Source organism: Microbacterium nanhaiense (assembly GCF_014646015.1).
Lineage (GTDB): Bacteria > Actinomycetota > Actinomycetes > Actinomycetales > Microbacteriaceae > Microbacterium > Microbacterium nanhaiense.
The window spans coordinates 110930-123087 of record NZ_BMMQ01000002.1 but is presented as its reverse complement, the minus strand read 5'-3'; the positions used below and the strand labels follow the sequence as shown (position 1 = coordinate 123087).

Here is a 12158-nt window from a genome sequence, read left to right as displayed (position 1 = left end):
AAGGCTAAACCTGCATCGGTCTGGGACCGGTGATTGCGCTCCCGATTCGCAGGTGTGTCGCACCGTGAATGATCGCGTCCGCGAAGTCGTGCGACATCCCCGCGGAGATCCAGTTCGCATCGGGAGAAATGGCGCGGACTCTCTCGGCGTAGCCGGCGAGCCGCTCGAACGCCGGCGCAGCCGGCTCCCCGAGCGGGGCAACCGCCATCACCCCCCGGAGCCGCAGTGATCCCTCGGATTCGATGCGCTCCGCGAGCGCCTCGAGCCCGGCGGGCTCGACACCGCCACGACCCGCGTCGTCCGTGAGGTTCACCTGCACGAGCACATCGAGCTCGTCCTCCCCCACGGATCCCAGCGAATCGACGAGTTTGATGCGATCGACCGAGTGGATCGCGTCCGCCGCACCGCTCACGGCGCGCGCCTTCTTCGACTGGAGTTGACCGATGAAGTTCCACCTCAGCCCGTCGAGCCCGGCGAGTTCAGCCCGCTTCGCGACGAGTTCCTGCGCACGGTTCTCGCCCACCTCGCGCACCCCGAGAGCGTAGAGCTCCCGAACGAGCGCGGCGGGGTGAAACTTCGTCACGACGATGCGCGTGATCCCGTTTGCGTCGCGGCCGGCGGCACGCGCGGCATCCGCGATGCGTTCGTCGACCTCGGCGAGACGGGATGCGAGCGTCATTACTTCAGGAACTCCGGGATGTCGATGCCATCCTCGTCGTCGTCGAATCCGCTCGACTCGTTGAGCGCGGGCGCCGTCGTCACCGGGGGCACCGAGACCTGCGCGGGCAGCTCGGGCGCCTTCTCCGTCGCGAAATCTCCCGGGAGCGAGGGCCTCGCCACCGGCTCGTTGCGCGCGGGGAAGGTCGGCACCTCGACGCGGGGCTGCGGCTCTCCGCCGTCGAAACCTGCCGCGACGACCGTGACGCGCACCTCGTCGCCCAGCGTGTCGTCGATGACCGTTCCGAAGATGATGTTCGCCTCGGGGTGAGCGGCCTCCTGCACGAGGCGGGCCGCGTCGTTGATCTCGAAGATGCCGAGGTTCGAACCACCCTGGATCGAGAGCAGCACACCGTGCGCGCCCTCGATGGACGCCTCCAGGAGCGGCGACTCGACGGCGAGCTCGGCCGCCTTGATGGCACGATCGGCGCCGCGGGCGGATCCGATGCCCATGAGCGCGCTACCGGCGCCCTGCATCACGCTCTTGACGTCGGCGAAGTCGAGGTTGATCAGGCCGGGGGTCGTGATCAGGTCGGTGATGCCCTGAACACCGGCGAGGAGGACCTGGTCGGCGGTCGCGAAGGCCTCGACCATCGAGATGCCGCGGTCGCTGATCTCGAGCAGGCGGTCGTTCGGCACGACGATCAGCGTGTCGACCTCCTCCTTGAGCGTCGCCACGCCCAGCTCGGCCTGCTGCTGGCGGCGGCGGCCTTCGAAGGAGAACGGCTTCGTGACGACACCGATCGTGAGGGCACCGATCGACTTGGCGATGCGCGCGACGACGGGCGCGCCGCCCGTTCCGGTGCCACCGCCCTCTCCCGCCGTGACGAACACCATATCGGCGCCGGCGAGCGCCTGCTCGATCTCCTCCTGGTGGTCCTCTGCCGCGCGGCGCCCCACCTCGGGGTCGGCGCCGGCACCGAGGCCGCGGGTGAGGTCGCGTCCGACATCCAGCTTGACGTCGGCCTCGCTCATGAGCAGCGCCTGCGCGTCGGTGTTGATCGCGATGAACTCGACGCCACGCAGCCCGAGCTCGATCATGCGGTTGACGGCGTTGACGCCGCCGCCACCGACACCGACCACCTTGATGACGGCGAGGTAGTTCTGGTTCTGGCTCATGCTGCCTCCATAGACGGAACCTGGGCTGTGCCGAAACGGTGAACCTTCAAGTTCAACAAGAAGGTTAAAGTATTCATCGGCATGGAATTTGCTCGTACTGACGCTACGTGCACGACGGCGCAAGATGGCCGTGGCGCGCCGTGGCGTGTCGGAAGAAAATGTCGTGTCGCGTCACTCGGTGACGACGAGCACGCCCGACGATGACACGTCGTAACTCGACACGGTGTCGGGCGGCGTCGCCGCAAAGGCCGAGGTGAGAACCCTCACCTTCTCGGCGGTATCGCCCGGGCTCCCCCAGATCACCCGGACCCCATCGCCGTCGGTCAGCTCGAAGCTCACGTCCTCGCGGCTCGTCGCCGTGATCCGAAGCACGCGGGCGCGGAGCTCGTCCGGCAGCGCGCGGAGTACCTGTCCGACCGCCGCGAAGGCGTCGGAATCCAGTCCGGCCTCGACCTCGGCGAGCGGCAGCCCCTCCGGCTGCTCCTCGCTCGTCGCGAGCGCGACGCCGGCGGCATCGACCGTCGTGAATCCCGCGTCGGTCGCCACGGCGGCCACCGGCGTGCGTTCGACGATCGTCACCACGAGGGTGTGGGGCGGCCGCGACTGCACCGAGTAGGTCTCGATCTCCGGGAACGACGTGAGCTTCGCGCGGATCTCATCGCGGTCCACGAGCGGCAAGGCGCGCCCGGCCTGCTGACTCAGTGCGTCCTGCACGCGCTGCGGATCGAGCGTCGAAGCGCCCTGCACCTCGATCGTCTGCACGGCGAAGAGCGGGCTGTACGCCGCGCCGATCGTTCCGACCGCCAGAAGCACCACCGCACCCACGGATCCGATCCACGCCGCACGACGACGCCGCATCCTCTCGGTGAAGCGGCGCACCTCGGCCCGCTCGGCGCGTCGCTGACGCCGGCGCGCCCGCCACTCCGAGAGCTGCCGCTCCCCGCGCCGGGCGCCGGGCACGGCGTCGTCGGGTCGTGCGGCGCCGTCGGCGGCTGCGTCGGGCTCCGTCTCGGTCTTCGTCTCGGCGGCGAACTCCTCCGACGGCTCGTTTCTCGACTTCCGTCGGCCGAACGTGAGCAGCGCCCCGCCCCGGCCGCGCCCGCGCGGGCCCTGTGCGTCCTCCTCGACGACCGGATCCTCGAGGGGATCCGGCCTGCGGGAAGGCTGCGGAGGAAGCGGTCCGGGGCGCTTCACGGTTTACTCCGGCTGCAGGGCGTCGAGCACCTGCGGGATGATCTGGTAGACGTTGCCGCAGCCGAGGGTGATGATGAAGTCGCCGTCGTTCGCAACCTCCGCGGCGCGCTCGGCCGCCGCCTGCCAGTCCGGCACGTAGGAGACGTTGCGCGGATCCGAAAACCCCTTCTCGACGAGCTCGCCGGTCACACCGGGGATCGGGTCCTCGCGCGCACCGTAGACGTCGAGCACGACCGAGTGGTCGGCGTACTCCTCGAGCACGCGCGCGAAGTCGTCGGCCATGAGCTTCGTGCGCGAATAGGTGTGCGGCTGATGCAGAGCGATGATGCGCCCCGTTCCCACGACCGAGCGTGCCGCGGCGAGTGCGGCGGCGACCTCCGTGGGGTGGTGTGCGTAGTCGTCGTAGACGCGCACGCCGCGCCGCGAGCCGTGCAGCTCGAAACGGCGCACCGTGCCGCCGAAGCTCGCGACCGCTCGCGTCGCGGAGACGAAGTCGTGGCCGAGGGCGACGAGCACGGCCACCGCCCCCGCCGCGTTAATGCGGTTGTGCTGGCCGGGTACCGAGAGCTCGAGCGGCGCGCGCTCGTCGCCGCGCACCAGCCAGGCGGATCCGGCTTCCTCCACGAGGCGCACGTCGGCGCCCTCCGCGAGACCGAAGCTCACGACGTTCGGGTGCGCCAGACGCGCGGCGACGCGCCGCGCCCCGGGATCATCGGAGGAGATCACGACCGCCTCGCGCGCGGCATCGGCGAAGGTCACGAACGCGTCGTCGAACGCCTCGTGCGAACCGTAGTGGTCGAGGTGGTCGGCGTCGACGTTCGTGATGAGCGCGATCGACGTCTCGTAGATGAGGAAGGTGCCGTCCGATTCGTCGGCCTCGATGACGAAGAGATCGTCGCGGCCGGCCCGGCTCGAGACGCCGTACTGCTGGATGACGCCGCCGTTGACGAAGCTCGGGTCGGCGCCGAGCTCTGCGAGCGCGGAGACGATCATTCCCGTCGAGGTGGTCTTGCCGTGCGCGCCCGCGACGGAGACGAGGCGCCGGGAATCGATGAGGTACTTCAGCGCCTGGGAGCGGTGCAGCACGGCGAGGCCGCGTTCCTTCGCCGCGAGGAACTCGGGGTTCTCGGGCCAGATCGCGCCCGTGTAGACGACGGTGTCGAGGCCCTCGACGGCGTCGAGGTTGGCGTCGTCGTGGCCGATGAACACGCGCGCCCCGAGAGCGGCGAGATCCCGCGTGTTCTGGCTCTCCGCGCGGTCGGATCCGGACACCGGGATCCCCGCGTCCAGAAACATCCGGGCGAGGCCCGAGATGCCGGATCCGCCGATGCCGATGAAGTGCACGGCGCGGATCTCGTCGGGAATCGGAACGGTCAGGTCGGGGGCGATCATCGGCGGTTCTCCTTGAGTGCGCGGTCGAGGTGCGCCATCACGTTCTCGGTGCCTCGGCGCGTGCCGACGCCCTCGGCGGCGGACGTCATCGCCGCGATGGCGGCGTGGTCGTTCAGCAGCGGCACGAGCGTGGCGCGCACGTAGTCGCCCGTGAAATCGGCATCGTCGACGATGCGGGCAGCGCCCGCGTCCACGGCGGCGGCGGCGTTGAAGCGTTGCTCGCCGTTCCCGACGGGGTAGGGCACATAGATGGCGGGGATCCCCAGCGCGGACACCTCGGACACGGTGGATGCGCCCGAGCGCGCGACGATCAGGTCCGCCAGCGCGAAGGCGAGGTCCATGCGGTCGAGATAGGGCACGGTGACGTATCGTGCGTCGCCGGAGTCCGGGGTGTCGTTCTTCTCCCCCGTGGCGTGCAGGATCTGCCAGCCGGCATCGGCGATCGCGCGCCAGGAGTCGGCGAGCGTGGCGTTGATGCGCCGCGCTCCGAGCGACCCGCCGAAGACGAGAAGCACGGGCCGCTCCGGATCCAGGCCGAAGAAGCGCGCCGCCTCCGCGCGCAGGGCCGGGCGATCGAGGCCGACGATCTCGGGCCTCAACGGCATGCCGACGACCTCGCCGCGTCGCAGCGGCGTGCCCTCGAAGGCGACGCCGACCGCGGCGGCCGAGCGCGCGCCCAGGACGTTCGCGAGACCGGGCCGCGCGTTCGCCTCGTGCACGACGGCGGGGATGCGCTCCTTCTTCGCCGCCGAGTAGGCGGGCGCCGAGGCGTATCCGCCGACGCCGAGGACGACATCGACGCCGCGATCGCGGATGTATCCGCGCACGGTCTTCACGGCGGCGGAGTAGCGCGCGGGGAAGCGCAGCGCGGCCGCGTTCGGCTTGCGCGGGAAGGGAACCTTCGGCACGACCAGCAGCTCGTACCCCCGCTCGGGAACGAGGCGGGATTCGAGGCCCTCGGCCGTGCCGAGGATGAGCACCGTATCCTCCGGGTTCCGAGCGCGCAGTCCATCGGCGACCGCGAGCATGGGGTTCACGTGTCCGGCGGTTCCCCCGCCGGCGAGAAGGTAGGTCGTCACCGGACGATCCTACTTGCCGGGAGTCTGCGCCCGGCGTTCGGCGCGCTCGGTCTCAGGCAGCGTACGGGTGAGGGCGAGCAGCACGCCGGTGACGATGAGGACCGCGATGAGCGACGATCCTCCCGATGAGAGATACGGCAGCGGCACACCGAGCGTCGGGAACAGTCGGAGCACGACGCCGATGTTCACGAGGGCCTGCCCGAGGATCCACACCCCGATGCCGCCCGCCAGCGCGCGCACGAACATCGAGTCGCTCCGGCGCAGGATCCGAACGATGCCCACGCCGAGCACGACGAACAGGGCGAAGAGCACGAGGCAGCCGACGAGCCCCAGCTCCTCGCCCACGATCGCGAAGATGTAGTCGTCGGCCGCAGCGGGCAGCCAGTTGTACTTCTCGTGGGAGTTGCCGAGTCCCCGCCCGAAGATGCCCCCGCCGGCGAGCCCCCAGAGGCCGTGGTACGGCTGATAGCACTGCCCGCTCGGGTCGCAGTTCGGATCGAAGACGGCGAGCAGTCGGTCCATGCGGTTCTGGCTCGTGACGACGAAGACCGTCACGAGCGTCGCGCCGGCGATGACGATCGGGCCGAGGAAGCGCAGCTTGACGCCCGCGAAGTACATCGTGCCGAACGCCACGAGCGCCATGATCATCACGGTGCCGAGGTCTTCGCCCGCGAGCACGGTGGCCATCGCGAGGCCCGCGACGGGCAGCGCCGGGATGGCGAAGTGCCAGAAGCGATCGATCAGCGCCTGCTTGCGGAACAGGATGTACGCGAGCCAGAGCACGAGTCCGGCCTTCAGGAACTCGGAGGGCTGGATCGACATGCCGCCGATGTAGAACCAGTTGCGGTTTCCGCCCTGCGCGTCGCCGAGCGGCGTGAAGACGATCAGCTGCAGGCCGATGCCCAGGATGAGCGCGGGCCACGCGAGGCGCTGCAACCAGCGCAGCGACAACAGGCTCATGACGAGCATGAGCGGAACCCCCACGGCCGCGTAGATCAGGTGGGTGATGCCGCCGGCATAGGGAGAGCCTGAGTTCTTCAGCGATTCGACGGTCGTTGCCGAGAACGCCATCACCACGCCGAACGCCGTGAGGAGGATCGCCGCGGATCCGATCAGGAGGAACTCGAGCGACGGCGGCTTCGCGAGTTGGCCGACCCCAATCCGGACCGCGAGCGGTCGCGAATCAGGCTTCTGCGGAGCCTTCGTCGCCATCGGCGTTCTCCTCCCGCTCGGCCGCGACCTCACGCCGCCGACCATACTCGACGCTCCCCAGCGCCCGGTGGATCGACGCGGGCTCGGCGCCCATCGACCGCGCGAGCGCCGCGGCGAAGAGAACATCGGCGACGATTTCCGGAACGGCGAGGCCGAGTCCCGCGAGGTGCTCGAGTGTCGTCAGCTCCGCCGCCGATGTGTGGCGGTTCTCGACGAAGGCGCGGTCCGCGAGGATCCCGTCGACGATGCCGAGGTCGCTGGGGCCCGGCACGCCGAGGTCCACGCCGACGGCGCGTGCGCCCTCGATTACGTCGGCTTCTTCCACCATGCGCATGGTGGCGTCGTCTCGCTTGTTGTACACGCACGCGATCCGCGTGAAGCGGTACACGACGGCCATCGCATCGCGATAGTGGGCGGCGCTCTCGTGCCAGCCGAGGGCGGTCTCACCGAGGTTGAGGCACACGCTCGCGATCGGCTGCGGGGCGCCTGCGCCCGCCGAGAGGCCGAGGTACCACAGCTGCGCGCTCGACAATTCGAGGACGAGCGCGTCGAAGCCCGCGGGATCGCGGACGGCGTCGAGCACGGGAATGCCGTTCGCCCCGCACGGCGCGGCGCGCAGACCCGCCTCGACGAGCATGAGCGAGGCGAGTTCGGCCGTCGTCGTCTTCCCCACCGTGCCGGTCACGAGGATCCACTCGGCGGGCGAGCCGTCGGGGCGCGCGACCTTGTCGCGCACGCGCCAGGCGAGTTCGACGTCGCCCCACAGGGCAACGCCGGATTCGAGCGCCCACCGCACGGCCGGGTGGCTCGGCGCGAAGCCGGGCGAGGCGACGATGACGTCGGGCGCGAAGCCATCGACGGTCGGCGCGACGCGGTCGCGGTCGGTCTCGATCAGCTGAGCACCGATCACCGACAGCAGGCGCGCGTACTCGTCGGCCGCCTGCTCGGTGACGACCAGCACCTGAGCGCCGAGTTCGGCGAGCGTGTCGGCCGCCGCGAATCCGGCGGATCCCAGGCCGAGCACCGCAACCTTGAGGCCCGCCCAATCCGCGTTCCAGCTGTCGAGTGAGTCGAGACGAGAGGTCATACGCGGGAAAGCCATTCGATGTAGAGCATGCCGACGCCCGTGATGGCGAACAGTGCCGCGATGATCCAGAACCGCACCACGATCGTCGATTCCTGCCACCCGCGGAGCTCGAAGTGGTGGTGGATGGGACTCATCAGGAAGAGGCGCTTGCCTCGTGTGAGCTTGAAGTAGAGGCGCTGCAGGATCACGGATCCGCTCGACATCACGAAGAGGCCGGCGATCAGCACGCCCAGCAGCTCGGTGCGGGTCAGGATCGCCATCGCGACGATGACGCCGCCGATCGACATCGAGCCGACGTCGCCCATGAAGATCTTCGCCTTGGGGGCGTTCCACCAGAGGAAGCCGACGAGCGAACCCACGAAGGAGGCCGACACGATCGCGAGGTCCAGCGGGTCGCGGACGGAGTAGCAGGCGGTGATGTTGTCGGGCGAGGTTCCGGCGCCCGCGCAGGCCTGGTTGAACTGCCAGAAGGCGATGAGGCTGTATGCGCCGACCACGAAGATTCCCGCGCCCGCCGCAAGGCCGTCGAGACCGTCGGTGAGGTTGACCGAATTGCTGAAGCCTGTGCCGAGCAGGGAGATCCAGAGCAGGTAAAGGAACCAGCCGACGATCGGCACCGTCGTGATGAGCGTCGCGAAGCTCAGCACGTCGATGTCCCGGATGAACGAGATGTAGGGCGAGCCGGGCGTGATGTCGCCCTTCGGGAAATTGAGTGCGGCGATGCCGAACGGCACCATGACGAGGATCTGGCCGACGATCTTCTTCCAGCCGGAGAGCCCCGCATAGTGCTGCATCTTGACCTTCATGTAGTCATCGATGAAGCCGACGGTGCCGAATCCCAGCATCGTCCAGATCACGAGCCAGCCGGAGAGCGTGGGCGGGTTGCCGCCCGCGTACGTGCCCGCGACATAGCCCACGATGGTGCCGACGATGAAGATCACGCCGCCCATCGTGAGGGTGCCGCGCTTGGTCTCGTGCTTCGGTGCGTTGAAGCCTTCGCCGTCCGTGCGGATGACCTGGCCCCACCCCCAGGCGCGGAACATGCGGAAGAAGACGGGGGTCAGCAGAAGCGTGAACGCGAGCGAGATCGCTCCGGCCGCCAACAGTGATCTCACGAGAACAATTCTCCCAGACGATCGCCGAGGAACCTAAGCCCCGCCGCGTTCGAGCTCTTCACGAGCACGCGATCGCCGTCGCGCAGCTCATCCTTCAGATAGTCGTACGCCTCGTCCGCCGTCTCGAAGAACACGGCCTCGTCGCTCCAGCTGCCCTCGGCCACGGCCGAGAGGAACAGTGCACGGGCGTCCCTGCCGACGACGACGATCCGCGGGATCCGCAGCCGCACCGCCAGGAGGCCGATCTTGCTGTGCTCTTCGACATCGTGCTCGCCGAGCTCGCTCATGGCGCCGAGAACCGCGACCATCCGCTCGCCCTCGCCCGTGATCTGCGCGAGCGTGCGCAGCGCCGCCTGCATCGCGTCCGGGCTGGCGTTGTATGCGTCGTTGATGATCCGCACGCGCTCGGAGCCCATGACCTGCATGCGCCAGCGCTCGGCGAGCTCGATCGTCTCGAGTCGGGCGACCGCGGCGGCGGGTTCGACGCCCAGCGCGATCGCGGCGGTAAGCGCCGCCATCGCATTCTTGACGTGGTGGGCGCCGAGGACGCGCAGGTGAAGCGGGAGCCGGGAGCCGTCGATATCGAGCACCGAATCGGTTCCACTCGCCGAGACGACGATGCTGCTCGCCCGCACGTCCGCCGCGTCGGATTCCCCGAAGCGGCGCACGGTAAGGCCGCGTTCCTCCGCCGTCGACGCCATCGCGGCGACGCGGTGGTCGTCGGCATTGAGCACCGCGACCCCGCCCGGACGCACCTGCTCGATCAGCTCGCGCTTGGCGCGCGCCGTGTGGTCGATGCCGCCGAAACCGCCTGCGTGCGAGAGGCCGACCATGAGCACGACGCCCACGTCGGGGGTGACGAGACCGGCGAGGCGGGCGATCTGGCCCGGGGCATCCGCGCCGAGCTCGCAGATGAGGTACTTCGTCGACTCGCGCACGCGCAGCATCGTCAGCGGCGCACCGACGGCGTTGTTGTAGGAGGCGATCGGCGCAACCGTCTCGCCCTCGTCCTCCAGGATCCGGCGAAGCATGTTCTTCGTCGTCGTCTTGCCGTTGGAGCCCGTGATCCCGATCACGCGCAACTCCCCGCCCGCGCGCACCCGCGCAACGACCTCGCGGGCCAGCTCGGCGATCGCGGCGACGACATCGGTGACGACGATCTGCGGGATCGCGACGTCGACCTCGCGCTCGACGAGCGCGAGCGCGGCGCCCGCGTCGCGCGCCGCACCGACGAAGTTGTGGCCGTCGGTCGCCTCACCGGGCTTCGCGACGAAGACGTCGCCGGGGGCGATCTTGCGGGAGTCGGTGTCGACGTATCCGTCGACGAGCGTGTCGGGGGTGGCGTCCCCCGCGAGAACGACCCGGCCGCTCGTGGCGGCGGCGATCTCGGCGAGTGAGAGTGCGATCATGTGGATCCTTCGCGCGAGGCTTCGCGCGTCATTCAGCGAACTTGGGGAGGGGCTCGAAAGGTTCGGTCGACGGCGGCACTCGGTAGTACTGCAGCACGTGAGTCATGGCCTTCTGGAACGCGGGAGCGTTCGCCGCCGACGAGGTTACTCTACGCGGCTGGTCCAGGCTCACCATCACGATGTACTGGGGATCCTCGATCGGCGCGACGCCGATCATGCTGGTGAAGTAGACCCCGGACTTGTAGCCGCCCTGGCCGTTCGCGACCTGCGCGGTACCGGTCTTGATGCCGATGCGATACCCGGGGATCTCGATCGCGTCGGCGTTCGTGCCCTGAACGGCGACGTTCTCGAGGAGGTCGAGCATCTGCTCCGAGGTCTCCTCGCTGATGATCTGCTCATCGGCGGGGAGCGTCGGGGCGGTGACCTGGCCGTCGGCGCTCGTGCAGCCCTCGACGAGGTGCAAGGGCTTCTTCACGCCGCCGTTCGCGATCGCCTGGTACGCGCCCACCACCTGCTGCATGGTGACCGCGATGCCCTGCCCGAAGCTCGTCGCGTAATGGGTCTGGTTGTCCCAGGTATCGGCCGGGTGGATCACGCCCTCGGGCTCGTAGCTGTACCCGATGGCGCTGCCCTCGCCGACACCGAACTTCTTGAGGTACTCGTAACGCGTCTGATCGGGCACGAGCTCGCCGAGCTTCGACAGCGCCACGTTAGACGAGTCGATGAGCGCGCCCGCGACCGTGTAGCGGTAGGTGGGGTGGGCGAAGGAGTCGCCGACCTGGGCGCCGTTGGGAAAGGTCTCGTTGCTCGAGGCCTCGACCGCGGTGAGCGGGGTCACCGCGCCCGCGTCGAGGAGCGTCGCGATCGTCACGGCCTTGAACGTCGAGCCGGGTTCGAACAGGCGGCGCAGCACGGGCGCGCCGCGGTCCTCGGGGTCGGACGCCGCGGGATCGTTGGGGTCGAGGGTCGGGTAGTCGACCGCCGACTTGATTTCGCCCGTCTTGACGTCGACCACCATGATCGAGCCGGCCTGCGCCTTCTGCGTCTCGACCTCTTCCTTCAGCATCTGCAGCAGATACCAGCTGAGATCGCTGTCGATCGTGAGCTGAAGCGTTCCCCCGTCGTGCGGAGCCGGATCTTCCTTCGTAGTGCCGGGAATCTTCACGCCGCCGTCGCCCGATCGCTGATAGCTCAGGCGGCCGTCCGTCGACTCGAGGCAGGCGTTCCCGAGCTGCTCGTAGCCCTCCTGCGGGGTCTCGGAGGCATCGAGGAAGCCGACGAGGTTTCCGCCGACGGCGCCGTTCGGGTAGGTGCGGGTCTTCTCGCTCGACAGCGCAAGCATGGGCGCGTCGAGGTCCACGAGGGCGCGGTACTGCTCGGTCGACAGCCCCTTCTTCAGCACCGCGTAGCGGCTGTCCGGGTTGGCCTCGAGGGCGTCGGAGGCGACCTTCTCGACCTCGGCGCCCGACATGTCGATGATCGCGCCGATCCGCTCCGCAAGCCGCCCCCACGACTCGACGTACTTATTGCCCGCATCGTCGATGCGGTCGACCTCGTCGACGAGCGCGGGGTCGAGGGCGGCGTCGTAGGCGACGGAGCTGGCCGCGAGGACGGTTCCCTCGCTGTCGATAATCGAGCCGCGGATGCCGGGGAGAACCGCGGATGCGGTGAAGTTGCCGTGCTTCTCGGCGTCGGCCCGGAGCGAATCGGCGTTGACCACCTGGATGTCAAAAAGCCGCACCGCGAAGACGGCGAGGATCGCGAGCACGACAACGGCCGCGATGCCGCTTCTCCGGCGCGCGGAGCGCGTCTCCGCCTTCGTCATGTGTGTCCT

The 12158-nt window shown here is 69.2% G+C and carries 10 protein-coding genes; all 10 read right to left on the bottom strand.

Annotated elements, in window-relative coordinates:
* Positions 1 to 4: 4 nt before the first annotated feature.
* A complete protein-coding gene (locus IEX05_RS03450; protein WP_188700001.1) occupies positions 5 to 679 on the bottom strand; it encodes a YggS family pyridoxal phosphate-dependent enzyme in 675 nt (224 codons plus the stop codon).
* Complete coding sequence (gene ftsZ, locus IEX05_RS03445; RefSeq protein WP_188700000.1) at positions 679 to 1836, bottom strand: cell division protein FtsZ; 1158 nt, start codon at positions 1834 to 1836, stop codon at positions 679 to 681. The genes IEX05_RS03450 and ftsZ overlap by 1 nt, the downstream gene beginning before the upstream one ends.
* A gap of 171 nt (positions 1837 to 2007) precedes the next feature.
* The gene (locus IEX05_RS03440) at positions 2008 to 3030 is read right to left on the bottom strand and encodes a cell division protein FtsQ/DivIB (RefSeq protein WP_188699999.1); all 1023 of its coding nucleotides are present in this window, start codon (positions 3028 to 3030) and stop codon (positions 2008 to 2010) included.
* Between the two features lie 3 nt (positions 3031 to 3033).
* The gene (gene murC / locus IEX05_RS03435; RefSeq protein WP_188699998.1) at positions 3034 to 4422 is read right to left on the bottom strand and encodes a UDP-N-acetylmuramate--L-alanine ligase; all 1389 of its coding nucleotides are present in this window, start codon (positions 4420 to 4422) and stop codon (positions 3034 to 3036) included.
* The gene (locus IEX05_RS03430; protein ID WP_188699997.1) at positions 4419 to 5501 is read right to left on the bottom strand and encodes a UDP-N-acetylglucosamine--N-acetylmuramyl-(pentapeptide) pyrophosphoryl-undecaprenol N-acetylglucosamine transferase; all 1083 of its coding nucleotides are present in this window, start codon (positions 5499 to 5501) and stop codon (positions 4419 to 4421) included. Before IEX05_RS03430 ends, murC begins: the two co-directional genes overlap by 4 nt.
* 9 nt (positions 5502 to 5510) lie before the next feature.
* Complete coding sequence (locus tag IEX05_RS03425; protein WP_188699996.1) at positions 5511 to 6713, bottom strand: FtsW/RodA/SpoVE family cell cycle protein; 1203 nt, start codon at positions 6711 to 6713, stop codon at positions 5511 to 5513.
* Positions 6685 to 7800, bottom strand: coding sequence for a Mur ligase family protein (locus IEX05_RS03420; protein ID WP_188699995.1), 1116 nt, complete (start codon positions 7798 to 7800; stop codon positions 6685 to 6687). Before IEX05_RS03420 ends, IEX05_RS03425 begins: the two co-directional genes overlap by 29 nt.
* The gene (gene mraY, locus IEX05_RS03415) at positions 7797 to 8915 is read right to left on the bottom strand and encodes a phospho-N-acetylmuramoyl-pentapeptide-transferase (RefSeq protein ID WP_188699994.1); all 1119 of its coding nucleotides are present in this window, start codon (positions 8913 to 8915) and stop codon (positions 7797 to 7799) included. Before mraY ends, IEX05_RS03420 begins: the two co-directional genes overlap by 4 nt.
* Positions 8912 to 10324 carry a UDP-N-acetylmuramoyl-tripeptide--D-alanyl-D-alanine ligase gene (locus IEX05_RS03410; protein ID WP_188699993.1) on the bottom strand — a complete coding sequence of 471 codons (1413 nt, stop codon included), beginning with the start codon at positions 10322 to 10324 and terminating at the stop codon, positions 8912 to 8914. Before IEX05_RS03410 ends, mraY begins: the two co-directional genes overlap by 4 nt.
* Positions 10325 to 10352: 28 nt before the next feature.
* A complete protein-coding gene (locus IEX05_RS03405) occupies positions 10353 to 12149 on the bottom strand; it encodes a peptidoglycan D,D-transpeptidase FtsI family protein (protein WP_188699992.1) in 1797 nt (598 codons plus the stop codon).
* Between the last annotated feature and the right edge of the window lie 9 nt (positions 12150 to 12158).

Bases quoted from the DNA above. Each gene is read 5' to 3' on its own strand.
- IEX05_RS03450 (WP_188700001.1), bottom strand. From the start codon at position 679: ATGACGCTCGCATCCCGTCTCGCCGAGGTCGACGAACGCATCGCGGAT.
- ftsZ (WP_188700000.1), bottom strand. From the start codon at position 1,836: ATGAGCCAGAACCAGAACTACCTCGCCGTCATCAAGGTGGTCGGTGTC.
- murC (WP_188699998.1), bottom strand. From the start codon at position 4,422: ATGATCGCCCCCGACCTGACCGTTCCGATTCCCGACGAGATCCGCGCC.
- IEX05_RS03425 (WP_188699996.1), bottom strand. From the start codon at position 6,713: ATGGCGACGAAGGCTCCGCAGAAGCCTGATTCGCGACCGCTCGCGGTC.
- IEX05_RS03420 (WP_188699995.1), bottom strand. From the start codon at position 7,800: ATGACCTCTCGTCTCGACTCACTCGACAGCTGGAACGCGGATTGGGCG.
- IEX05_RS03410 (WP_188699993.1), bottom strand. From the start codon at position 10,324: ATGATCGCACTCTCACTCGCCGAGATCGCCGCCGCCACGAGCGGCCGG.
- IEX05_RS03405 (WP_188699992.1), bottom strand. From the start codon at position 12,149: ATGACGAAGGCGGAGACGCGCTCCGCGCGCCGGAGAAGCGGCATCGCG.